This is a genomic window from Endozoicomonas sp. SCSIO W0465, from assembly GCF_023716865.1.
Lineage (GTDB): Bacteria > Pseudomonadota > Gammaproteobacteria > Pseudomonadales > Endozoicomonadaceae > Endozoicomonas.
This window is the reverse complement of record NZ_CP092417.1, coordinates 2,753,584-2,777,815: the sequence shown is the minus strand read 5'-3', so window position 1 is coordinate 2,777,815 and position 24,232 is coordinate 2,753,584. Positions and strand designations below refer to the sequence as shown.

19 protein-coding genes and 1 pseudogene are annotated in these 24,232 nt (G+C 49.0%); 13 read left to right on the top strand and 7 right to left on the bottom strand.

The genetic code is table 11. The annotated features are described in order from the left end of the window. Positions 1-274 precede the first annotated feature (274 nt). Both MJO57_RS12110 and MJO57_RS12105 read left to right on the top strand, forming a co-directional pair. The gene (locus tag MJO57_RS12110) at positions 275-997 is read left to right on the top strand and encodes an epoxyqueuosine reductase QueH (RefSeq protein WP_256493282.1); all 723 of its coding nucleotides are present in this window, start codon (positions 275-277) and stop codon (positions 995-997) included. A gap of 528 nt (positions 998-1,525) precedes the next feature. After that, complete coding sequence (locus tag MJO57_RS12105) at positions 1,526-2,743, top strand: MFS transporter (RefSeq protein ID WP_252025588.1); 1,218 nt, start codon at positions 1,526-1,528, stop codon at positions 2,741-2,743. Positions 2,744-3,002: 259 nt separating this feature from the next. Here the strand turns inward: MJO57_RS12105 and minE are convergent, their stop codons facing one another. Genes minE through minC form a run of 3 tightly spaced genes read right to left on the bottom strand, consistent with a single transcriptional unit; the run spans position 3,003 to position 4,909 of the window. After that, on the bottom strand, positions 3,003-3,254 hold the full coding sequence (gene minE, locus MJO57_RS12100) for a cell division topological specificity factor MinE (protein WP_252025586.1): 252 nt from the start codon (positions 3,252-3,254) through the stop codon (positions 3,003-3,005). Continuing rightward, positions 3,251-4,066 carry a septum site-determining protein MinD gene (gene minD / locus MJO57_RS12095; RefSeq protein WP_252025584.1) on the bottom strand — a complete coding sequence of 272 codons (816 nt, stop codon included), beginning with the start codon at positions 4,064-4,066 and terminating at the stop codon, positions 3,251-3,253. Before minD ends, minE begins: the two co-directional genes overlap by 4 nt. A 48-nt stretch (positions 4,067-4,114) precedes the next feature. After that, complete coding sequence (minC, locus tag MJO57_RS12090) at positions 4,115-4,909, bottom strand: septum site-determining protein MinC (RefSeq protein WP_252025582.1); 795 nt, start codon at positions 4,907-4,909, stop codon at positions 4,115-4,117. A gap of 104 nt (positions 4,910-5,013) precedes the next feature. Here minC and lpxL point away from each other — a divergent pair, with 104 nt between their 5' ends. Together lpxL and MJO57_RS12080 are read left to right on the top strand one after the other, a co-directional pair. Beyond that, complete coding sequence (gene lpxL, locus MJO57_RS12085) at positions 5,014-5,967, top strand: LpxL/LpxP family Kdo(2)-lipid IV(A) lauroyl/palmitoleoyl acyltransferase (RefSeq protein WP_252025581.1); 954 nt, start codon at positions 5,014-5,016, stop codon at positions 5,965-5,967. 385 nt (positions 5,968-6,352) lie between these two features. After that, complete coding sequence (locus MJO57_RS12080) at positions 6,353-6,802, top strand: BCCT family transporter (protein WP_252025579.1); 450 nt, start codon at positions 6,353-6,355, stop codon at positions 6,800-6,802. Positions 6,803-6,978: 176 nt separating this feature from the next. Here the strand turns inward: MJO57_RS12080 and MJO57_RS12075 are convergent, their stop codons facing one another. Then, complete coding sequence (locus tag MJO57_RS12075; protein WP_252025577.1) at positions 6,979-8,298, bottom strand: ISNCY family transposase; 1,320 nt, start codon at positions 8,296-8,298, stop codon at positions 6,979-6,981. Between the two features lie 114 nt (positions 8,299-8,412). Here MJO57_RS12075 and MJO57_RS12070 point away from each other — a divergent pair. After that, positions 8,413-9,942, top strand: a pseudogene (locus MJO57_RS12070) (BCCT family transporter); the annotation flags it as partial. Between the two features lie 91 nt (positions 9,943-10,033). Here the strand turns inward: MJO57_RS12070 and rapA are convergent. The 3 genes from rapA to MJO57_RS12055 form a co-directional block, all read right to left on the bottom strand. Continuing rightward, complete coding sequence (gene rapA / locus MJO57_RS12065; RefSeq protein WP_252025573.1) at positions 10,034-12,922, bottom strand: RNA polymerase-associated protein RapA; 2,889 nt, start codon at positions 12,920-12,922, stop codon at positions 10,034-10,036. Positions 12,923-13,366: 444 nt separating this feature from the next. Next, positions 13,367-15,430: a type II secretion system secretin GspD gene (gene gspD / locus MJO57_RS12060; protein WP_252025571.1), complete on the bottom strand. Its 2,064-nt coding sequence runs from the start codon at positions 15,428-15,430 to the stop codon at positions 13,367-13,369. Positions 15,431-15,528: 98 nt separating this feature from the next. Next, on the bottom strand, positions 15,529-16,176 hold the full coding sequence (locus MJO57_RS12055; protein WP_252025569.1) for a type II secretion system protein N: 648 nt from the start codon (positions 16,174-16,176) through the stop codon (positions 15,529-15,531). Between the two features lie 299 nt (positions 16,177-16,475). Here MJO57_RS12055 and gspE point away from each other — a divergent pair, with 299 nt between their 5' ends. From gspE to gspL, 8 genes are all read left to right on the top strand, one after another. Beyond that, positions 16,476-18,017 carry a type II secretion system ATPase GspE gene (gene gspE, locus MJO57_RS12050; RefSeq protein WP_305881914.1) on the top strand — a complete coding sequence of 514 codons (1,542 nt, stop codon included), beginning with the start codon at positions 16,476-16,478 and terminating at the stop codon, positions 18,015-18,017. A gap of 124 nt (positions 18,018-18,141) precedes the next feature. Continuing rightward, positions 18,142-19,362: a type II secretion system inner membrane protein GspF gene (gspF, locus tag MJO57_RS12045; RefSeq protein ID WP_252025567.1), complete on the top strand. Its 1,221-nt coding sequence runs from the start codon at positions 18,142-18,144 to the stop codon at positions 19,360-19,362. Between the two features lie 141 nt (positions 19,363-19,503). Further along, a complete protein-coding gene (gspG, locus tag MJO57_RS12040) occupies positions 19,504-19,980 on the top strand; it encodes a type II secretion system major pseudopilin GspG (RefSeq protein ID WP_256493281.1) in 477 nt (158 codons plus the stop codon). 32 nt (positions 19,981-20,012) lie between these two features. Next, a complete protein-coding gene (locus MJO57_RS12035; protein WP_256493280.1) occupies positions 20,013-20,525 on the top strand; it encodes a prepilin-type N-terminal cleavage/methylation domain-containing protein in 513 nt (170 codons plus the stop codon). Then, positions 20,525-20,971 carry a type II secretion system minor pseudopilin GspI gene (gene gspI / locus MJO57_RS12030; RefSeq protein ID WP_252025563.1) on the top strand — a complete coding sequence of 149 codons (447 nt, stop codon included), beginning with the start codon at positions 20,525-20,527 and terminating at the stop codon, positions 20,969-20,971. The genes MJO57_RS12035 and gspI overlap by 1 nt, the downstream gene beginning before the upstream one ends. Further along, positions 20,971-21,753 (top strand): type II secretion system minor pseudopilin GspJ, encoded by a 783-nt coding sequence (gene gspJ, locus MJO57_RS12025; RefSeq protein ID WP_252025561.1) that lies wholly within the window; start codon positions 20,971-20,973, stop codon positions 21,751-21,753. The genes gspI and gspJ overlap by 1 nt, the downstream gene beginning before the upstream one ends. Then, positions 21,743-22,834 carry a type II secretion system minor pseudopilin GspK gene (gene gspK, locus MJO57_RS12020; protein ID WP_252025559.1) on the top strand — a complete coding sequence of 364 codons (1,092 nt, stop codon included), beginning with the start codon at positions 21,743-21,745 and terminating at the stop codon, positions 22,832-22,834. The genes gspJ and gspK overlap by 11 nt, the downstream gene beginning before the upstream one ends. After that, a complete protein-coding gene (gspL, locus tag MJO57_RS12015; protein WP_252025557.1) occupies positions 22,834-24,231 on the top strand; it encodes a type II secretion system protein GspL in 1,398 nt (465 codons plus the stop codon). Before gspK ends, gspL begins: the two co-directional genes overlap by 1 nt. Position 24,232 lies beyond the last annotated feature (1 nt).

Genomic DNA, 24,232 nt, shown 5'->3' with positions numbered 1-24,232 from the left:
ATAAGTCCGGATTCCGACTGAACTGATCAGGCCTGCTGACTACAAACCTGAACGTCAGTGAAATGAGGTTAGTAGCAGACTTCAATGCTGTTTAGATACTTTGGTACCGAAATATAGCGGGTGAAATTTCAGATAATAATAAATAGGGTGTCATCAACTGGACTTATGGTTCATTGATCTCGCCCTCTTACATGAAATGCCCACACCAAACCACCACATCTTCTAAACTTATTGGTTGTATATCCACTGTGCATCTCAGACCGGTACGGTTGCCATGAAACATAACCCTCTCTCTGTTGATCATTATCAACGTCCTCACCTGAATACACCTGACAGCACCCGGAAAATCCTGCTGCATTCGTGCTGTGCCCCCTGTGCCGGTGAAGTGATGGAAGCGATTAAAGCCTCTGGCATTGAACAAACCGTTTTCTTCTATAACCCGAACATCCACCCAGTAGCGGAGTACCAGCTTCGTAAGGATGAAAACAAACGGTTCTGCGACAAGCTTAATATTCCGTTTATTGATGCTGATTATGATACGGAAAACTGGTTTGAACGCACCCGGGGCATGGAAAATGAGCCGGAACGGGGTAAACGCTGCACCGCCTGTTTTGATATGCGATTCGAACGAACCGCTCTTTATGCTTATGAGCACAACTTTACGCTCATCTCCAGCACACTGGGTATTTCACGCTGGAAGAACATGGAACAGATCAATGGCTGTGGTATACGCTCGGCAGGGCATTACCCCGACGTCTCCTACTGGACTTACAATTGGCGCAAAAAAGGGGGCAGCCAGAGAATGATCGAGCTTGCCAAACGGGAAGCATTCTATCAACAGGAATACTGTGGTTGCGTATACAGCCTGAGGGATACCAACCGATACCGAATGGCTCAAGGACGCAGCCGAATCAAAAGACTGGTGAATTTTTACGGGCAGAGTAAAGAGGCACCGGAGCAGGACGGCGACTGTGCAATCATTGCTAAATCTTCCTGAAGACCGCCCCCAAAAATAATAATGATTAATATGATCATCTACCCACAGACTCTGTTGCCCCTGATTGCCATTCTGGTGCTTCGCAATAATGGGTGTTTTTAACTTGTCTGTGTTTTATAGCGAAAGAATCAAGTCGGCTGAGTAAACTGAAAAAAAATTATGCCATCACCATCACCTTCCTATGGATACCCGAAGGCATTGGTATTACTATCCAACCGGGAAATCGGGCTCAATTGAATAAAGCTGTATTGTGCAACCCGTGATCCGGAATGTTTAAGAATTTTTCCTGCGATGTATCAGATCACATTCCCCTATCCTGCAGTGAAGAGTTCATCAAAATACCGGATTCTGGACCATAATTATCGAAACCGGAGCGTTTCTGCGAGCATCTATAATTCCTGTCGGGATTTTCTATTCCGTTTTCCTGTCAGGCCGATAAAACCTGGAATAAATCGCTCATCTTCTTTACTTGTTAACACCGTTATCGGGCTACAAACTATGATACGTTTTGTTGCGCCACTGTCAGGCATGTTTATTTTCGCCCTGGCCAGCGGATACCTGACGACTTTGATTCCCCTGAGAATCAACGCGACAGATGGCAATGACTTTATGGCCGGTCTGATGGGTACCGCCTACTACCTGGGATTGCTGGCAGGGTCATTTCGCTCAGAGAGTATCGTTTGCCGGGTGGGCCACATTCGCTCTTTCGCCTGCTTTATGGCGTTGCTCTGCGCCACCGTATTAAGTCTTGCGCTGTCTGAGAATACCACCAGCTGGTTAGTACTGCGCTTCCTTAATGGTATGGCAGTTGCCGGCATATTTGTTGTGGTTGAGTCGTGGCTTCTCTGTGAAAGTGACAGCTCCAACCGCGGCAGGGTCCTGTCCTTCTACATGGTGTCCCTCTATGGAGCCAATGCCATTGGACAGCTTTTTGTCGGCTTCCTCGATAGTAGTAGCCTGACGCCTTTTATCCTGATCGGTATTTTATTGTCATTGTCGATCTTCCCACCGGCAATGACCCGAATTCCAACGCCAGAGATAGAAGAAGCCTCTTCGCTGGGATTCAGAAAGCTTTTCGAACTGACACCCTCCGGGGTGCTCGGCTGTTTTGCCGGTGGTCTGGTATTGGGCGGTTTGTATTCAATGCTGCCCATTTACCTGGCCGACCTCAGCGGCAGCGATGATCACTCCGTAGCTATCTTTCTCGCCATCACTATGATTGGCGGAATGGCACTACAGTTTCCAGTGGGTTACCTCTCCGATATTATCGATCGGCGTAAAATGTTGATACTGGTCGCCCTGGCAGGTTGTACCGTTTGCTTCGGCCTCATCCTCAGTTCCCACGGGCACTGGCTGTATTATCCCTTGTTATTTCTGTTTGGTGGTGCAACCTTCACACTCTACCCACTGGCCATCAGCCACGGGTGTGACCATATGCACCCGGATGATATTGTTGCAGGAACCCAGGGACTGCTTCTGGCCTACAGCTTTGGCGCGTGTATCGGCCCGATCTTCGCATCACTGTTTATGGGTCATATGTCAGAAGGTCTGATGCTGTATTTCATTACCGTGATGGGTGCTACCGGTATCTTCTTCCTGATTCGTATGGCTTACCGTCCTGCGATCTATACCAGCGAAGAGCAGCACTTTATTCCAGTACCCCGCACAACGCCCATTGTTGCCCAGATTGACCCTCGTTCTGATGCTGAGGAGTTACTGGATACAGAAGAGCCAGCCAACCCCTGATCTTGACCTTTCGGGCAGCATGGCTGCCCGAACCCTCGATTAGAAAACTGAACATCTCTTATTCTGGCGCTCAGCTGACTACATCCGTTTCATCAAATTGGCAACCAATCTGCGAAAGCCTCCGATCGAAGATTTTTTATGGCAACGGCGAAATCATTACAACGAATGGATCCAGAGGTCAGATCTCTGAGCGCGATGATTTTTTTCTATCAGCAGTGGCTCATCAAGATGACGGGGGGCTGGAGGTGGTTAGCTGCCGTCAGTTCGGCAGCTGTACATTGACCTCGAGGATAGAGCAACCATCCTGAGAGTCCAGCTTGATGTCAATGCACTCCTGCTGGATCTCAATGTATTTTTGAATAACCTGAAGAATATCCCGCTCCATAGCTGGCAGAAAATCACGCCCACTTCGACTGTTCCGTTCGTGGGCTACTATGATCTGCAGCCTTTCCTTGGCAATCGCGGCGCTGTTGTCTTCTTTGCGTGAGCGGAATAGCTGCATAAGATTCATCCTATTCCTCCAAACATGCGCTGTAAGAACCCTTTTCTGGTGGGTTCAAGAAAACGGTGTGGTATGTCTTCACCAAGGAAGCGCGCAACCACATCGTTGTATGCCTGACCGGCATCACTGTCGGTATTGCATACTACGGGTACACCCTGGTTGGAGGCTTTCAAGACTGAGGCGGACTCAGGAATAACACCAATCAGTGGTATCGCCAGAATTTCTTCGACATCCTGAATGTTGAGCATTTCCCCTCGTGTTACCCGATCAGGATTGTAGCGGGTAACCAGTAAATGCTCCTTAACGGGCTCAAGGTTTTCAACAGCACGCCGGGATTTACTCTGCAAAATACCCAGTATACGGTCAGAGTCCCGGACGGATGACACCTCAGGATTCGTGGTAATAATGGCTTCATCGGCAAAGTAGAGTGCCATCAGGGCACCGTGTTCGATACCTGCCGGAGAGTCGCAGATGATGTATTCAAAGTCTTTTGCCAGCTGGTTCAGGACTTTTTCGACCCCTTCGTGAGTCAGGGCCTCTTTGTCCCGGGTTTGCGACGCTGGCAGAATGGATAGATTTTCTGTGCGTTTATCCCTGATCAGGGCCTGGTGCAACTCAGCCTCACCGTTAATTACGTTGACGAAGTCGTATACGACACGTCGCTCACACCCCATCAGGAGATCCAGGTTTCTGAGGCCTACATCAAAGTCAATGACAACGGTCCTGTGACCTTTAAGAGCCAATCCTGTTGCAATGGAAGCACTGGTGGTGGTTTTTCCGACGCCACCCTTTCCAGAAGTCACAACAATAATACGAGCCAAGGTGAAATCCTGTCATGAATCAAGAACTGAACTATTGTTCAGTATTTCTTAAAGTTTCTTTATGTGCAAGCTTTGCACCTCAAGGGATACGGTTACGCTGCTTCCCCAGAGAGGATCACCGTTACTGGATGCTGAGGGCATCTTGTACTGACCGTTGATGGAAATAAGCTCGGCTTCAAACTGCAAGCAGAATATACGGGCGTCAGTATTGCCATTGACACCCGCCAATGCTCGACCGCGTAATGGACCATAGACGTGTATATTGCCGCCTGCGAGAAGTTCGGCACCGGAACTGACCGGACTGGTAATGACCAGATCACCCTCTGCATAGACCTGTTGCCCAGAGCGGATCGGGTGCTCTATCAGGGTGGTCTTCTGTATCACCGGTGTCGTTTGCGTCTGGCTTGCAGTCTCTGCTTCGGGGGTACTGGTGGTACGGGATTTCTGCATGATAACAACATTGGTGTCTACATGATCAGCAAAGTGTTCTTCTTTCGGGTTTCGTCGCCTTGGGGGCGGAAGCCAGGGGATACCTGCCATCATGGCATCCTGTTTATGGTTTTCATGACCGCCACGAAGAGCGATCAGGATCAGGCCAAACTGCTGGAGCTTGTGTCGCAGCTGGTAAAGATCAATCGGCGGTTGTTCCGGGCCAAGCTGGTCGAAGGCGATGATAACCGGCGTCTGCTGGAAAAAATTGGGCGCCTTACGGGTCATGCTCTCCAGCTGGTTGGTAATCTCCACTGGATTGGTAGAATGCAATTCAAGAGTAGTCAGTGTATAAATACCACCGGTCATCTTGAAAGCTGCAGCGGCAGTACCGGTTTGCAGTTGAAGGGTCATAACGTACAACTTTGATAAGCAGCAGATTAAATGGTCAGCTTTTTATACAACAAGTTGTAGCGTAGAGAAATCAACGATCAGATACAAGTATTGAATTAATCTATATGTTGCGAAACCCTGATATGCACCCGCAGGCTGATGCCCGTGAAGACGATGTTTTTCACCGGTCATATCTGCACCCGAAGTACTGGCTTACCTGGCTGGGTATCGGGTTAACTTTTATACCTTCACTATTGCCTTATCGCTGGATTGTCCAACTGGGACGATGGCTGGGACGTATCAGTTACCATGTGGCGGGTGACCGTGTTCATGTTGCCCGGGTTAATCTGGAGAAATGTTTTCCCGGGTTGAGTCAGGATGAAAGAGAAACACTGCTGAAGAAAAACTTTGAGTCGGTAGGCATCGGTATTATGGAGGTTACCATTGCCTGGTGGTGGCCTTCAGACAGGCTGGAGAAGATCGTTTCTTATCAAGGTCTGGAAAACCTGCAGTCTGATGATGGCACCATCCTGATGGTGATGCATTTCACCACCATAGAGCTGGCTGGTCGCTTGATTACCCAGCGCCACAGCGTCGATGCCACTTATCGAGAGCATGGGAATCTGGTCTTTGAATACGTTCAGCGTCGCTTAAGGCATCGTTTTGATCCTGGCAGTCAGTTGCTGAGAAGGCGGGATGTTCGTGGCATGCTGCGCTCATTAAAGTCAGGCAGAACCGTCTGGTATTCTCCAGACCAGGACTATGGCATCCAAAATGGACGCTTTGTGCCTTTCTTCGGTATTCCCGCCGCAACGATTACCAGTACCTCCCGCCTTGCCAAAGCGGGAAAGGCTAAAGTGATTCCCATGACGGTGACTCGCCTTGATGATGCCAAAGGCTACGACGTTCACCTTTATTCTGCCCTGGAAGGCATCCCTTCCGGTGATGACTACCAGGATGCGCTTCAGGTTAACCAGTTCGTTGAGCAGCGAATTCGTGAGCATCCTGAGCAGTATATGTGGCTCCATCGGCGGTTTAAAAATCGCCCGGAGGGTGAGGCTGACTTTTACCGGGGTTGATTCCTGTCTGGATGCTCAGTGATTGAGTGTCCAGAAATCGCCTTTCCTGAAATTCCTTTTTCTGACCTCCTCGCTACGGGGCACCCGGTCACGCGCTACTCTCATACAGCTTGCAAGATGATCAAACAGAATAAACCTGTCCTGCTGCCTACCTCTTTCCGTATTTAATCTGCTCAATAATAGATATTTCCGTAGATTTTGTAGGTCTTTATGCTTATTATCCTTTCGGTAACTCCGGTGCATAAATGACCGGTTGGAATGGCATATCAGGCATGATGCTCACGATGAGCATATCGCCGAAAAAATTAACATCCCTTTTTGCACACAACTGATAATTATTGTTTTCACAGCTGCAACGGCTGTTCATTCTTGAAGACCAAAGATTATGGAAGAGCATTTTAAGCTTGTTGATAAGCCGACCTTTTTTGGTGCGGTTATTTTGTTGATCTCGGTGGTTATACCGCTGGCACTGTTTCCGGATGAGGGCGCTCACTGGATTGCCATCGCAAAAACCTTTATGACGGACACAATGGGGGTGCTTTACCTGGGACTGGGCCTGGCCGCCGTGGTGTTTATGACCTACGTGGTATTTTCCGATATTGGCCAGATCAAGCTGGGTGAAGCTAATGAGCAGCCGGAGTATTCGACCACCTCCTGGGCGGCCATGTTGTTCTGTGGTGGTATCGGTGCCAGTATTCTCTACTGGGGTTGTATTGAGTGGGCCTACTATTATCAGTCACCGCCTTTTCAGCTTGAGCCGGGCAGTGAAGAGGCGGTTCGCTGGGCAGCCACTTACGGTATCTTCCACTGGGGGCCGGTTGCCTGGTGTATCTAGTTCTCGTCCAAAAACGCATCAGGCAATCATAATTAGATTGTACGTTCGTTTTGATATTTCCTGAAATTCCAGAGAGCCGCAAAAACTCTTCCCTTTTTTTCTCTAATCTGGGACGGATATTGGAGAAAAACGCGAAAAGCAGGCAGAAAACATCCTCCCACCATGCTGGAAAGGTACTAGACCACCGATAACCAGCAATGAGAATCAAAACGCTCAGAACCCTTGCAGTGGCAACGTGATAGCCCAAAACATCTCTTTAGCCACGAAATTCCCGCTTCAATACCTGCCCGGAAGCGAAAGAGCGTTTTATACACATACTGACTTTTAGTCATCTCTTCGACTTCAAGTCCGCGCTTCTTATTAAAAGCTACATCGCTGATTCCCATGGCCTTGGCTTTTTCCAAATTAGCGCGACACGCGTATCCGCCGTCACCGCTTGTCTGGCGAGGTACACGACCATAAATTTCTTTTTGTCTTTCCATCATCGGAATGAATTGGTCCGAATCCGCTGGGTTACCTTCCTCAATAACCAGGTCCAGGATCAATCGACTTTTTCCCTGAACCAGGTTCAGTTTATGGCCATACTGTACTTGCCGCCTGTCTTTTACGATGATATCCGTATGGGGTTCATACAGGCTAACCACTTTTTCCTGGGCTGGCACCTTTTCACCCTTAAAGACCCTGCGCTCTGTCTGGGAGACTATTGCATCCACCAGGGGTAACAGGTGATCCACATCGGCCTGCCACTTGTCGGCATCATCAGCCAGGAGACACTGCCCCTGCTGACGGGCGTTTGCTAGCGTGACAGTAGCTTCGATAAGTACCTTCCGGGATTTTCGGGTCAACTGCAGCAGTTTTTTATAATGCTGATGCCGCTCTTCTTTGCCAGCGTAGATGCATTTTCTGGCCGCATCTTTTACGGCTCGGTTGTGATGGGTATATTCATAAAGCGGTGTCGCTGTCAGTGTTTGTCCCCGTTCCAGCAGCCGACAAATTTCTTTAACGGAACTGGCTAAAAGATCACTGTCGCAAGGAGGTTTGATATCCGATTCGGTGACTGTGCTGTCAATAGCCACAGTGCGCCCTTTTTCAATACCCTGATCTTTAGCGGTCATTAGCTGACAGTTATTAATCCGTTCCCATGTAGATGCAGTAAGAAGGCTGATGAGCCCATGCAAACTGGAGCGACTGGGGCGCTGGTTTGGTTCGAGGCGACAAAAGTCTCGAAAGAGCATGGAGTCCATCAAAACAAACGACAAGTAGTCATAATCACAATTCAAATACTGTTTCAGGAGTGCCGCACGAAGAACGGATTCTGCTGATAGTCCGTTCCGCCCAGTGTTCTGTTTATCACCAGAACTTAAGTCCTCATAAATCCAGTCATTGAACTGTGGATGGGCGTCAAGCCATTGCGAGATACCGGAAAGCTGGGAGCAGATTTCATGAGGTACGTAATGGAGTTCCATACTACACTGCGGGTTGCGTTTTTTGCGCATTTGGAGTCCTCTGTTTTTGGCAATCCCTTATGTTTCTTGCTCTTGGGAAGTTTAGTCGCCAGATAGCAGTAGGGCTCCACTTAATTTTTCAGGGTAAAATCTACAGTTTTCAATTGGTTGTGTTTTTGGACGAGAACTATCTATATGATTCCGGCCATTCCCATTGCCTACTTTTTTCATGTGCGCAAAAACCCGGTGCTGAAGGTCTCTGCAGCCCTGATGCCGGTATTGGGAGAAGCGCGCAGTAAAGGGCCTCTGGGCAAGGTGATTGACGTGCTGTTTATTTTTGGTCTGCTCGGTGGTGCTGCTACCACACTGGGGCTGGCGGCACCGTTGATCAATGAGGGCATTACCTACCTGACCGGTATTCCATCCACCAATGGTACCCAGATTGGTGTATTGATGGTGTGTACGGCGCTGTTCGCTTATTCCTCGTACAAGGGGATGGATGGCGGTATCAAACTGTTGAGTAATATCAATTTCTGGGGAGCCCTGGGTCTGCTGGCTTTTGTCCTGGTGGTAGGTCCTACGCTGTTTATGGTGGAGACGGGTCTGGACTCTATTGGGCGGATGTTGTCCAACTTCTTTGTCATGGCCACATGGGCAGAACCTTTCGGCGGTTATGGCACCTTTGAAGATACTCACTTCCCACAGGACTGGACCATCTTCTACTGGGCCTGGTGGCTGGTATATGCACCGAGTATGGGGCTGTTCGTTGCCCGTATTTCCAAAGGGCGAACCATTAAACAGATGGTCGGTGGTGCGGTTTTCTGTGGCTCCCTGGGGTGTGCCGTGTACTTTATCGTGCTGGGTAACTTCGGCCTGTCCTTGCAGCTTTCCGGTCAACTGGATGTTGTGGGTATTCTCAATGCTGAAGGCGCAACAACCGCTATTTTCAGTGTGCTTGAACAGCTGCCGTTCAGTTATCTGGTGATCGTACTGTTCACATTGCTCTGTATTATCTTTACTGCCACCACCTTTGACTCTATCTCCTTTATTCTAGCGTCAGTTGTCCAGACGAATGTGACTGAAGATCCCATGCGCTGGAACCGCCTGTTCTGGGCATTCACTCTGTCGCTGATGCCTTCTGTGCTGATGTTTATGGGTGGTCTGACAACATTGCAGACGGCAGCCATTGTCGGCGGTCTGCCGCTGCTGGTGATTGCGGTGATGCTGATGATTTCAGCGGTGAAAGCCACCATGCTGGATATCTCCCGCCAGGAAGGCTATGAAGAACCGACCATCAATATTGAAGAACTGCCGGAAGTGGACCCGTGGAGCCTGGAAGGTTCTGCACTGGCTCGCTTTGAACAGCTGAAGGATCAGGCGACAGAGGCCGTAAGTGCAGAGCGTCAGGCCCATGAAGCACTGGCTGCCCTGAAAAAGCAGATTCGCAGGGAGGCCATGGCTCGTGGTGCAACGGGTTCTGATCTGGGTGATGCACCAGCGCATATGCTTGAGGAAGTTGAACGATTAACCCAGGCTGCCGTCGAGGCCAATGAGAAGAGGCAAGCTGCTTCTGAATTGGCCCAACAGGCTCGGATGGAGTTCAATGAGCTGATGCGTCAGAAGCAGGAGGAGCAGCGAGAACTGGAGCGCTTGCAGGCAAAAGAAGAAATTCTACTGCGGATGGGTAAAGCCTGATAAGAAGAGAGCAGAGTTGACCTGCTGATATTCAAACGCCCTCATTGCTGTACTACTGGGGGCGTTTATTTATCGGTGAAAGATGAAAGGCTTAACCGGCAATCATTATTCGCAGAGCATCCAGTCGCAGAACCGCTTTCTGCAGTGCCTGATGGCCCAGTGCAGCACGATTTTTCAGATACTCAATCTCTTCATCGCGAACATTCGGGTTGACCACTTTAAGAGCCGCCAGTCGCTTGATCTCTTCGGTGACATCGGTCAGCAGGTTCTGGCAGGCCTGATTAACAATGGGCTGTACCCGATCTTTGGCATACCCTTCGGCTTTATCCAGCATGGCCAGAAAGGGTGCCCGCTGGGCATTCACCAGTTTCTTGGCAACACCCCGTTTCAAAGGCTGAAGCTGGGCGTTCAGAGTATCAAATGCCACTTTTTCGGACAGATCATTGAATCCAGGGTCGATCAGACAGCGAATCGGCGTTGCTGGCAGGTAGCGATCCAGCTGAAGGGTCCGGTCAGCGCTGGTTTCCACCACGTAAATCGCTTCCAGCAGCATGGTGCCGGGCTTCAGGGCTTTGTTTTTGAGCAGGGCAACAGAGGTATTACCCAGCTCGCTGGTCAGCACCATATCCATCCCTTCACTGACGATGGGGTGCTCCCAGGTCAGGAAGTGCATATCTTCTCTGGACAGCGCCATTTCCCGGTCAAAGGTGACGGTCATGCCATCTTCCGGAAGGCCGGGGAAGGTGGTGATCATATGACTGCCCGGACGAATCACCAGGCAGTGTTTGGAATAGTCTTCCGCCTCAACACCAAAGCCTTCGAACAGCTTTTCCATAAACCGCTTGAGTTGTCTTGGCTGTTCCTGCTCTTCAATGTCGTTGATCATGTCTTCATTGGAGATCAGGCCACGGGAATTCAGTTCCAACAGTCGGTCTCTGCCCTTATGAAGATGCTCCATCTGCTGCTGATTCAATTGCGCAGCCTGATTCAACAAGGCCTCCATGGCTTCTGTGGTGGCCTGGCTTCCCGGTTGCAGATAAGGTACCAGTGCTTCACCCAGTTGCATCTGCACCATGCTACCGGCAGGGCAGGTATCGGCAAAGGCGTTCAATCCCCGGTCGTACCAGTGGAATAGCGACTCCTGACCGGTGCCCAGCAGATAAGGCACGTGAATCTTGATGGCTTCAGTCTGGCCAATACGATCCAGTCGTCCAATACGCTGTTCCAGCAGGTCGGGATGCTCAGGCAGATCAAAAAGGACCAGATGATGGGCAAACTGGAAGTTACGGCCTTCACTGCCAATTTCGGAACAAACCAGTACCTGGGCACCATGATCCTCTTCGGCAAAATAGGCCGCAGCGCGATCCCGCTCAATAATGCTCATGTTTTCATGGAATACCGCGGCCGGAATACCGGACAGTATGCGCAGGGCATTTTCCAGATCCAGTGCCGTATTGGCATTAGCGCAGATAACCAGCACTTTCTCTTTCTTAAGCAGCTTGAGCAGATTCATCAGCCAGTCTACCCGGGGGTCGACTTTCCACCAGGGGTCCATATCATCGACCCGGATCTGGGCCTGGTAAGCCAGCTCCGGATAGAGGTTGTGGCGATAGTTGGACTCTTCTTCCAGGGCGATTTCGTAGAGCTCAGGAAGCACCTGGGGGTAGCCCTGAACAGCACGACCAGAGAATCCGCCAACCGCTGCCCGGGTATTACGGAACATGACGCGACCAGTGCCATGACGATCCAGCAGGCGGCGCAGCAGCTGTGTGCGGGCGGTATTTCTTGCCTCTTCGTCATCCGCATTCGGCTCTTTATCCAGGGCATCGATCAGTGGCTTGCTGTCTTTTCCAAGGAAGCCAACCAAATGATCTCTTGCCCGGGCAGGAAGCGCCTGGTTCTCATTGCCAAGCAGTTCTTGCACAGCTTCAGCGACCGGCTCATAACGGCTCTCTTCCGCTTCAAAGGCGGCAAGATCGTGGAAGCGGTCCGGGTCCAGCAGGCGTAAATGGGCAAAGTGGCTCTTGGCACCCATCTGCTCCGGTGTGGCGGTCAATAGCAGTAGTCCGGGAATCTGTTGGGACAGCGCTTCCACACACTGATATTCGGCATTGGTTTCTTCTTCAGACCAGATCAAATGGTGGGCTTCATCCACAATCAGCAGGTCGAAGTCCGCTGCCATCGCCTGTTTACGACGATCCTCATCATGGCAGAGAAAACCAATACTGCAGATAATCAGCTGTTCGGTATTAAACGGGTTTTCATCCGGAGACTGACGACAGCGCTCTTCGTCAAAGACACTGAAACGCAGGTTGAAACGGCGCAGCATCTCCACCAGCCACTGATGCACCAGGCTTTCCGGCAAGAGAATCAGTACACGACTGGCACGACCGGTAATCAGTTGTTGGTGCAAAATCAGGCCGGCTTCAATGGTTTTACCCATACCGACCTCGTCAGCCAGCATGACTCGCGGCGCATGGCGCTGAGAAACCTCGCGGGCAATATGCAGCTGGTGTGGGATCAGACTGGTGCGAGGACCAATCAGTCCGCGCATGGGTGACTTGCGCAGGCCATAGTTATATTGGAGCGTTTTGTAGCGCAGGGTAAAATTGCTGTTCTGGTCAATCTGCCCCGCCAACATTCGATCCTGTGGTTTGTTGAAGCGAATATGGTTACCCAACTCGGCTTCAGGAAGCTGACGAATTTCGCCGTCAGGCAGTGTTCCACAGTAGGTCAACAGGCCGTTTTTCTCAATCACCTCGGTGACCAGCATAATCCAGCCCTCGTGGCTTTCGACACGATCTCCGGGGTTGAACTCAACGCGGGTCAGTGGGCAGTTGTTTATGGAGTAAAGCCGGGTTTCCCCGGTTGCAGGAAACAGCAGGGTGATCATACGACTGTCAAAGGTGAGCACAGTGCCCAGTCCCTGCTCGGTCTCAGTATCACTTATCCAGCGTTGTCCAGAAACGAAACTCGTCATATTTGACTACTAACCTTGCCTGACTGACAGTCCGCTATTATACGATACCGACTGAACGGTGCGTAGGCCGGAGATGGACCTGCGAACTGTATTTTGAAAATGGTTTACGGTGAGAAAGCCTCCGTCAGCAAACAGAGGGCTCTCAGACTGCTTGGGCCATCTCAATCATACGCTTACCTGCAGTGTTTACCTGAAGATTATGACCGATGTACCAAAAAGCGCGCTATATTAGCGGAATCCTCTTAAATTGCACTACGGGGATGACCGAAATTCAGTATGCCTCGATGATTATAGACAGGAGTTTACCAATTAATGCTAACCAGGAGCTGTTGACGTTTCAGATCGGTAACCAAACACAAGTATAGGGCTAACCCGAATAATCAAGCTTCTCACTTACCCACACTTTTCCCAGGAGGCTCTGGTTTCGCCGGTTGTCAGTGAAAATCAGTTGCTGTTTCTCAGGTCAAAAGTCTCGGTATCAAATAACTCACTGGGTCGATCTGGAAGGTTAATAGACTGTCTGGCATTGCCGTTGCCGATCAGTTTCAGTTTGGTAAACCGGTCTTGGGTCGCTTTTACCAGGGTTTCAGAGTTGCGCATGATGGTAGGACGGATAAACAGCATCAGGTTCTTTTTTTCATCACCTTTGAGACTGTAACGGAAGAGGTTGCCCAAAATCGGGATGTCCCCGAGCAGTGGTACTTTTTTTCTGCTTTTGGATTTAATGTCCTCGATCAGTCCACCAATAACGACGGTCTGTCCATCGTCCACCAGTACCGCAGTCTTCAGGGAACGGGTATTGAACAGTAGATCATTGCTATCCGAGCCAAGGAGCTGTTTGGTTGTGCCCACATCCAGTGAAGAAACCTCCTGTTCCAGTATCAGTCTTAGACTGCCGCCTTCGTTGATATGGGGGGTGATCTTGAGTTTTAGCCCCACATCCTTGCGCTCGGTTGTTGTGAAGGGATTATTACTGTTTCCGCTGGATGACGTCTGGTATGAGCCGGTTTTTATGGGAATATTTTTTCCTATTATCAGCTCTGCCTCCTCATTATCCAGGGTCAGCATGCTGGGAGTAGACAGGATATTGTTATTGGATCTTGAGCTTAATGCGCTGACCAGAACCCCAAAATTATCTGCCCGCAGTGCCAGTGAACCGAGGGCAATACCGGAGTTTTCGAGTATGTGGCCAGTAATACTGCTTTTGGTTCCGGTGACTGTACTGGAAGTCGTTCCGGAAGGGTTGGTTGTTAATGAACCACGGATAGTATCTGTTCCATCAATGCCCCACTGAATTCCCAAGGCATCATTAATGCCACCGGACACTTCAACAATAACAGCCTCCAGTAGTACCTGAGCCCTGGGTACATCCAGCTGCCTGACAATTTTCTCCATCTCCTGGAGGGTTTCCGGGTCGGCAATCATGACCAGAGCGTTCTGGGTTTCATCCGCTTTTACAAAAGCACCCGTTGCTGCCGATTTGCTTTTAGCCCCTGACTTGGTGGTGGTTCGGGCCTGGGGAGACGACTGACCTGATGACGCCGTTGGCGAAACTGGACCCGATGTAACAGGTGACGATGGGTTTGAAGCGACTTTCTTTCCCTGACTATCCTGAATAATGCCTGATGCTTCAGAAAGGATTTCAGCAATGTTTTTGGCGTCTGCAAAACTCAGGAACATGACTTTGGTGGTTGATTTGCGAATGCCTTCCTTATCAAGAGTGTCAGCCAGCTTTCTGACCCGTGCCCGTTTGCTGGCATTGCCCTTAACCACCAGACGATTGCTCCGTTCATCGGCGATCACCTGAAGCCCGCTGGGTAGCTGTCCCTTTCCGGTGACCAGCGTATCAGAGATTATTTTTGACACATCCCCGACCCAGGCATGTTTAAGCTGGATGACTTCATAGTCGTTATTGCCAGCATCATCCAGCTCCCTGATCAGTTTGGTGATGCGCTCAACATTATCCGCAAGATCACTGATGATGACCGCATTGCTGGAGGCGGAGGCAGCAGCATGCCCATATTGAGCAATCAATGGGCGAATGATCGGGATGACTTCAACAGCGGACACACTGTGCAAGTCGATGACTTTGGTGGTCATTACGCCATCAATTGGCTTCTGAGTATCTCCCGGGCTGCTGGTTTTTGCGCTGGTGGTGGGGACAACATTAATAATATGACCGTCGGATTTTGGAATGACGGTATAACCATTAGCGGATAGTACTTCCAGGAAAACATCGTAAACTTCGTCCTTAGTCAAAGGCTTGCTTGAAATGACGGTAACCGTATTGCCACTCTTGATCCGTGGATCGATAACAAATGTCTCTCCGGTTATTTTGGCAACCTGGGTGATAAATTCACGAATATCGGCATTTTGCTGATTCAGTGTCCACAGCTTGTCATCAGGCAAGGGTGCAGTACTATTTGCAGCAGGCTGTAAACCTCTGTTTGCACTATTGGCCAGCAGAGGGGTGACTGTCAGCACAAGTAGCAGAGGAATTGCTCTCATTGACTTCCTGTTAAGAGGGTACTGCAAAAACTGTAAAAAGCGTGGTGATCTGATGTTCATGTTATGACCATTAACTTAGCAGTTTGTCATTGTTGTCGTTACAGTTCCTGACTGGCTTCCTGCAGCTGCTCCCTGAGGTCCTGCATTCGCTGTTCAAGAGACATGTCATCCGGGTAGTCGTGGTTGCCCGGACGCCGCTCCGTTGACTCGGGGATGTCTTCAGCAACAGGCCTGAATTCCTGAACGGCTCTGGAGTCCCTGGCTGTTTCTGGAAAATATAGTCTTTCAAGCTGCTTACCCCGTTTAATGACAATGTGATCAGAATAAACCTGATTTAAAATGGCGCCTCCGGGAAGAGCATCACCAATTTCATATAACTGGTCCTGGTTGGATATTTGGATAATTGCACTTGCGTACTTTTTATTTTCAATGCCCGATAGAGCCCCTCTAAGAATCAGGTTCATTTTGGTTATCGGGATCTCATCATTGTTTTGAATTATTTCCTGATTGTCGCTAAAACCAAAAATCAACTCAAAGTCTTCAGGTTTGATTGTCATGGTCTTATTTGAAACGATAGTTTTGTTTTTATCACTATCTTTCGAGGATTCGCTATTGACTAACTGATAAAAATTAAATGCCTGAAAACTGGTGCTGAGCAGCATGACGCTTAAAATAATCAGAATCATAAAATTCCGGTTGTTTTTATGCCCCAATTGCAGAAATGTGGAGGAAACCACTGATTTCATGGCCATATCTTCTGAAGTTAACGAATTGAATTAATAAGCTATTCTTTAGTCTAAATAAAAGCATAAGAGTCTTGTTTTTTAAAGAAATAAGTTTTTTTCAAAAAAAGCTTTGTGTTTTTTTGAAAAATCAGAAGAAAATTTTGATCTTATGATTTGTAAAACAGGAATAATGCTCCAGACTGCTTCTGCTTGCTTGGATTTTTGTACCAACAATACGAGATTGGTATTTATGAACCTGTCGGAAAATAATTAATCGGAAATGACAGGTGCGGCTCTTTTGATTTAAGGAGTTAATGAGATTGGCTACATCGCTAACCGCTGGCTATGCCCCTGCAGACAATCCCGAAGGCGATGCTGAAAATGAAGCCAGCGTTATACCAAGATTGCCTTTTAGTTTTGCTAAAAGGCATGGCGTTGTCCTTGTTGAGAATGATCAAGGGTTTGCCACACTGTACTTTCATAACACACCGTCGGCTGATCTGATTGCTGAAGTCAGTCGCTTTTCTGGTGTTTTTCCTGCCTATGAAAGAGTCACTGTCGAAAAACTGTCAGAGGTGCTGGCTCACTGCTATCACCATGACAGTTCAGAAGCATTGCAGGATGCTGCTGGAATCAGTGATCACCTGGACCTGACCAGTCTTGCGGATGCCGTTCCGATCACAGAAGACCTGCTTGAGCAAAGTGATGATGCTCCGGTCATCCGTTTAATTAATGCGTTGTTGACAGAGGCTGTCAAGGAAGGTGCTTCCGACGTGCACATCGAAACGTTTGAGTCGACACTCGTGGTTCGGCTTCGGGTTGATGGTGTTTTAAGGGAAGTACTGTCACTTCAGAGAACCATTGCCTCTTTACTGGTTTCTCGTATCAAGGTTATGGCCCGGCTGGATATTGCCGAGAAGCGTGTACCCCAGGATGGCCGAATTTCGTTAAGGGTCGCTGGTAAAGAAGTGGATGTCCGGGTTTCCACGTTGCCTTCCAGCAATGGCGAGCGGGTTGTACTGAGGCTTCTGGACAAAGCAGCAGGCCGTCTTGAACTCAAGCATCTTGGTATGACGGAGCGAAACCGTTTGCTTATCGAAGGTCTGCTGAAAAAGCCCTATGGCATCATACTGGTGACAGGGCCAACAGGATCCGGCAAGACAACCTCTCTTTATGCCAGTCTGTCGCTGCTGAATGACCAGACTCGAAACATTCTCACGGTTGAAGATCCCATCGAGTATCACCTGGAAGGGATTGGTCAGACTCAGGTAAACACCAAAGTCGATATGACGTTTGTCCGGGGATTGAGAGCTATTCTAAGACAGGACCCTGATGTGGTGATGGTCGGAGAGATCCGTGACCGGGAAACCGCTGAAATAGCGGTACAGGCAAGTTTGACCGGACACTTGGTACTTTCAACACTTCATACCAATACGGCTGTAGGTGCACTGACCCGTCTGCAGGACATGGGGATTGAACCCTTTCTGATGTCTTCGAGTCTACTTGGCGTGATTGCACAGCGTCTGGTCAGGGTGCTCTGCAGTGACTGTAAAGCTCCCTACACTCCCGATGATGCCGAGTGTCAGCAGTTAGGTATCGATGCCTCTGATGGGGTTACGCTCTATCACGCTGAAGGGTGTATGGCCTGTAATTTTAGTGGCTATCGCGGCCGTACCGGCATTTATGAAGTTGTCGTTATCAATGAGCAGGTCAGGCGGATGATCCATGCTCTCAAAGGAGAGCAGGAGATTACTGACTATGCTCGTGAATCCAGCCCCGGCATACGTGAAGATGGCAGCAGAAAAGTACTGGAAGGGGTAACAACACTTGAAGAAGTACTTCGGGTTACCCAGGAAGACTGATTAGTGCCAGATGAGAGGCTGCTTTTTATTGTGAAAATACCGTTGATTTACAGGGCGCTATTTTAACCGGAATGGACAAACGGAATTTTCCGCTTTTGGCAGCTACAGGAAAAGACTCACGAATATGGCCGCATTTGAATATATTGCCCTGGATCATCAGGGAAAACAGCATAAAGGTACACTGGAAGCGGATAGTGGGCGTCAGGTTCGTCAGATGCTCCGGGATAAACAGTGGACGCCTCTGTCGGTGAATACGCTTACTGATCGCAAACAGCAGGGGGAGGCAGGAAGCACCTTCTTTCTACGTCGCGGGATTTCAGCTATTGAGCTGGCTACGGTAACCCGGCAGCTCGCTACGCTGATCCAGGCGGCAATGCCAATTGAGGAAGCACTGAATGCTGTAGCGGCCCAGCAGGAAAAGCGAAGAATAAAAAATATACTGCTGGCCATTCGTTCCCGGGTACTTGAAGGCTATACCCTGGCCAAAAGCCTGGAAACATTTCCGGAAGTCTTCCCCCAGATGTATCGGGCAACCGTCGCTGCAGGGGAGCATGCCGGTTATCTTGACCGTGTTCTTAACCGTCTGGCCGACTACACTGAGGCCAGGATGCGTTCCGGTCAGAAAATACAGCAGGCGCTGGTTTATCCAGTCATTTTGATGCTGGCTTCTATTGGGATTGTCAGTTTCCTGCTGGGATTTGTGGTACCGGATGTTGTTAAGGTATTTCTTGATTCCGGACAGGAGCTGCCATTAATCACGGAACTATTGATTAATGCCAGTGAGGGATTTCAGACCTGGTGGCCTGTGATTTTTGGTGGAATTGCTGCAGCTATCCTGTTTATCCGGCATTTACTGAAAAAAGCGTCAATACGACTTTCCTGGCATCGAGTGCTGTTGAAGCTGCCCTTTATTGGGCGATTTGTGCGCACGGCTAACGCTGCCCGCTTTGCCAGTACATTGAGTATATTAACCCGCAGTGGGATTTCACTGGTTGAGGCTCTGATGATTGCCGCTCAGGTAGTTAATAACGATGCCATCAAAAATGCCCTTCAGGATGTTGCCAGGCGAGTCAGCGAAGGTTCCAGTTTAAACAGGGCCCTGACAGAGACCGGTTACTTCCCTCCCCTGATGCTGCACATGATTGCCAGTGGTGAGGCAACCGGAGAGCTGGATCAGATGCTGGAACGAACCGCACAGAATCAGCAAATGGAGCTGGAAGGTCGAATCACCGTTATGCTTGGACTGTTTGAGCCGTTGATGCTGGTCTTGATGGGTGGCGTGGTCATGATGATTGTCCTTGCCATCCTTTTGCCCATACTGAATATGAACCAGCTGCTGAATTGATGTGACAGCCTTGAGCGCCAGAAAGCTTTGAGCGCTAGAAAGCCTTGAGCGCCAGAAAGCCCGGGGCGGAGTGAAACGGAGCAAACCGTCCCAGGTAAAAATGCTGAATGGCACATTCACAGAACATTGAGGTCAACCAACATGATAAATAATTGGCTCAGAAGAAGAGCGCATAATACAGCTAATTTAGTGAAAGCTGATCAGGGCTTTACCCTGATTGAGATAATGGTGGTGGTGGTCATTCTGGGGATCCTCGCCGCTATGGTGGTTCCCAAAATCCTTTCCCGGCCTGATCAGGCAAAAGTCACTGTTGCCCGAGCTGATATTGAAACAATTTCTCAGGCACTGGAACTCTTCCGGCTTGATAATGGTTTTTATCCCACTCTGGACCAGGGGCTTGAAGCGCTGATTCAGAAACCATCTGCTCCGCCAGAGCCCAGAAACTGGAATCCTGAAGGGTACCTGAAAAAAGTGCCAATGGACCCATGGGGGAACCCCTACATGTATTTACAACCCGGTAATCATGGCAAGTATGACCTTTATTCTCTCGGAGCTAATGGCCGTGAGGGGGGAGAAGGTCTTGATGCCGATATCGCTAACTGGGATAACCAGCCATAACAGTTCTAATTGAAAACAGGCAAGGATACGTAATGGCATCACCTCAACAGCGAGGTTTTACCCTGATCGAAATGCTGGTGGTGGTGGTCATCATTGGTGTTCTTTTAGGTATTACCCTGCTAAGCCCGATAACCGGGAGTATTCAGAAGGTGGTTCAGGAAGAAGCGACAATACTGCAGGTATTATTTAACCAGGTTCGTGACAAAGCATTGCTGGAAAATATTCAATACGGCTTCTCAATTGATCATATGGGGTATTACCGCTGGTGGGTATTATCGGCAGGTAGTCAGGGGTGGGATGAGTTGGAACAGTCTCCTTTCCAGCCCAGATTAATACCGGAAGCAATAAGCGTGAACCTGGAATTACTTGAGAATTCCACGACTTTTGACTTGGATGACTTGGATGAAGAGTACCCATCTGTAGTTTTCTATTCAGATTACCAGGTAACCCCGTTCAGGCTCAGTATTGTTCCGGTTGCCAATAGAAAGCAATTACTCTACCTGTTCACAGATGGATTGTCAGATATTGAACGGGTCAGGGAGTGATGCGCATTTCTATGAGTCATTGTGCTTTCAGACTAAACCGGCTTTTTCTTCGAAACAGAATCCAGAATGGCTGCCATGGCTTTACCTTGCTGGAAGTTATGGTTGCTCTGGCTGTCTTTTCCCTGGCTGCTTCTATGCTGATTCTTTCTGATGGCAACAGTATTCGGCAGACCCGATATCAGAAGGAAAAAATACTGGCTTCGCAGATTGCTGATCATTATCTCAATGTGCTTCATGCTGAGGGGCGCTGGAGTGGTCCGGCAGTGAGGCCCCACATTGAAAGCTATGCCGGTTATCAGTGGTATGTTCGGGAAACCTCTGTATCCACAGACTCACCTGATTTCAGAAAAGTGCAGGTCGAGGTATTTATCGGTGAATCTGAACCAGAAAAAGGAGCCACTCCCCTGGCAAGGTTATCTACCTGGCTAAGGAGGCCTCGGCAATAATGTCCAACCAATGTTTTGGCCGGGTTATGGTTAAGCAATTGAACTGTTCCCGGGTGACGAGTGGCTTTACCCTTCTTGAGTTAATGGTTGCTATCGCAATGTTTGGCATGATCAGTACGGCAGCCTACAAGCTGTTTATGTCAGTAACGCGTGCGCAGGAAACAACGCAGTCTGTTCTGGATGGCCTGGATAAATTACAGCGAGCTGAAATAGTCCTGGAAAAAGATCTGTATCAAATAACCCGAAGACCGGTCAGGGATGAAAGCGGCATACAGCAGCCTGCATTGAAAGCTCCGGGGCTGGGCGGAACATTAATGGAGTTTACCCGTTCAGGATGGCAAAACCCCCTTCAGCTAACACGAAGTACACTGCAGCGTGTGGCTTATGCAGCGGAGGACAAGCAGTTAATTCGTTATTACTGGCCAACTTTGGACAGGGCGCCGGAATCTGCTCGTATTCGTCAGGTGATGATGTCTGGCGTGAACAGCTTGAAAGTACGGTTCCTCAATGATCGTAAGCAGTGGATAAGCGCTTGGCCTCCAAGGCAGAATCTGCAGTCAGCTGCTTTTGGGGCTGCTCCCGGAGGGCCCTTGGATCAAATGCCAGCTGCAGTGGAGTTGACCATTGTTCATGAGGATTTAGGATCCATTGTTATCGTCGTTCCTCTGATAACGTATAAGCCTGATCAAGGGATTGAAGGAGGCTTTTCCCAGGACAATAGGCATAACGTACCGAGTAGTATACGGCCACAACCCCCCAGGGAAAGTGTCGATGGCTATTGAATCTGCAAAAAACTGTCAATCAGCTCTGGCGCCGACAAGTAAATACCTGTCGTGTTATCAGTCAGGGATTGCGCTCATTTATGTGCTGTTGATTTTTTTGCTGATCACGACAGTCACTTCTGAAATTGTCATGAATCTCTGGTTGCACACCGCGAAGAATGCCCGATATCTGGAAAGAACGCAGGCCAAACACTATGCGCTGGGAGCTGAACAGTATGTTGCATGGCGGCTGGAAAAAGATTTTGAACAGGACAAAAAGAATAACCGAATGGTGGATCATGAAAATGAGCTGTGGAATGTCGAAACCATCAATTATGAAGTTGAGCAGGGCGTTATAGAGTTACAGGTTCAGGATGAGCAGAGCCGGTTTAATTTAAACTGGCTTACTGATGACAATAGGCCATCGGGTGGAAAACGGGTTGAACAAGGTAGTTCACCGGGTACGCAGATGTTTGAGAATCTTCTGTTAGCACAATCCATGGACCCTCAACTGGCCTATAAAATGGCGCGTTGGATGGGCAAAGAGCAGAAAAATGAATCGCAGGGAGCGGAGGATCAGGTCTATTTATCCCTTACTCCCCCAAGAAGAACCGGACAAACTGAAATGACTTCGGTCTCGGAATTGATGTTAATTGATGGTTTTAATAACGAAGAAATTGAAAAACTATTGCCCTATATTACGGTTATACCCAGATCATCAAAAATGAATATGAACACTGCATTGCCAGAGGTGATCCGCTCTTTAAACAAGAATATCTCTCAGGGGGATGCCTTAATGATCAGTAACAGCCGGGGCGATACCGGATTGGCAAATATTGAAGAGTTGAATCAGCTTGTCGCTCTATCTGGAAAGGCTGGCGTCTTTAATGAGAAAAATCAAAATGAACGGGTGGTGTTTGGTAGCCAGTATTTCAGTACCCGGATTAAGGCTACGTACAGAGAGACCACCTTTTACTTGAAAACGATTTTTTACCGAAGTCGTGAGGGGCATGTACAGATTGTCGGAAGAGAAATAGGCCCGAGTCAATATTGGGTTCCTGTAAATGAAGTCGATTCAACGAGGAACCCGGGATTTAAATAATGAAAAAACTGTTATTGATTCGCATACCTGCTCCGTTCAGTCCTATTGATGCCAATACGGTTGTGCAGTGGGGAAAATATACATCGGGAGGCGCGCTTCTGGGAGAACTGCATCTGACACCAGTCAATCAGCTCAAAGAAGCATGGTGTGCTGACGAACCTGAAGATCAAGAAGAAGTTGACCGCCTGCCAGATGAGGCGATTTTTCTCGTGGGGGGATCACTTTGTTTATATAAGCACCTGACAATTAATGCTGGCCAGAAAAAGCACTTGGCAACAGCCCTCCCTTATCTGGTGGAGGAGCATCTGGCGCAGGATATTGAAACCATGCATATTATTAATGGTTTTCCTGACAAGGACCTGCAGGTTTCTGTTGCAGGCATTCCCCATTCAACCTTACAGGCCATGCTTGCACTTTTTGATCAGAATCAGTTGCCTCTGACCAGCATCGTGGCTGAAATGCAATTGCTAAAGCCTGAGCCGGGATACACCTGTCTGATGTTGGACAATGATTCAGTCATGATGGCTGCTCCCGGTCGTGAAGGCATTACCCTGAATGACGAAGCGATTCCTTTCATATTTCCGGATCACTCCGGTCAGGAAGATCCTGATACCCTGGCCAGTTCTCTCGAAAATTCGGTTTCCGAAACGGTGAATGAGTCACCCTCGCAAGTCAGAATAATGTTCTCTGATAACACCCTGGCAGTTGCTACGGCCAGAATAGATGAAATATCCGGTTTGCTTTCTGAACGTGGCTGGCTCATCGATAAGGTACCGCTTAAGGCCTCGGTCTTTGAATATTTTGCCGAGCACTATTTTACAAACAGACGCTGTAATCAGCTTCTTGACTTCCGACAGGGAGCCTATCAGTGTCCGGGAAGAACAGGGCGTTTTATCAGGCGCTGGTGGCCCCTGGTGGCCGCTGCTGGTTGCTGGCTGGTTATTGAGCTTGGATTGTCAGTAACAGCAGGCATGATTTATCAGAATAAATCGGAGTTGCTCTGGCGAGAATCCATAAAGAATTATCTCGCGGTATTCCCCAATGACCGACAAGCCCAGCAAGCTCTGGTCCGGCAACAGATGTCTTTTAATGTTAAGCAAGTAATGGATCACCGCCTTCGCACTCTGGATACTCAAACATCGAAAACCCCGTTTTTATCTATGCTTCAGGCTCTTTCCCGTGTTTCTGGCTCAATGGGTGAAAAGGGAAAACTTAAGTCCAGGAATCTGGACTTTAACGATGCGACGGGTCAACTGATTTATGAATTTGAAACCGATGAGTTGGACACGGTTAACCGATTCCTGGAAAAGCTCAATGCTACCGACCTTCAAGGCAAGCTGGATAACGCTAACCAGGGTAAGTCCGGTGTGATTGCCAGAGTTTCGATCAAAAGATGAC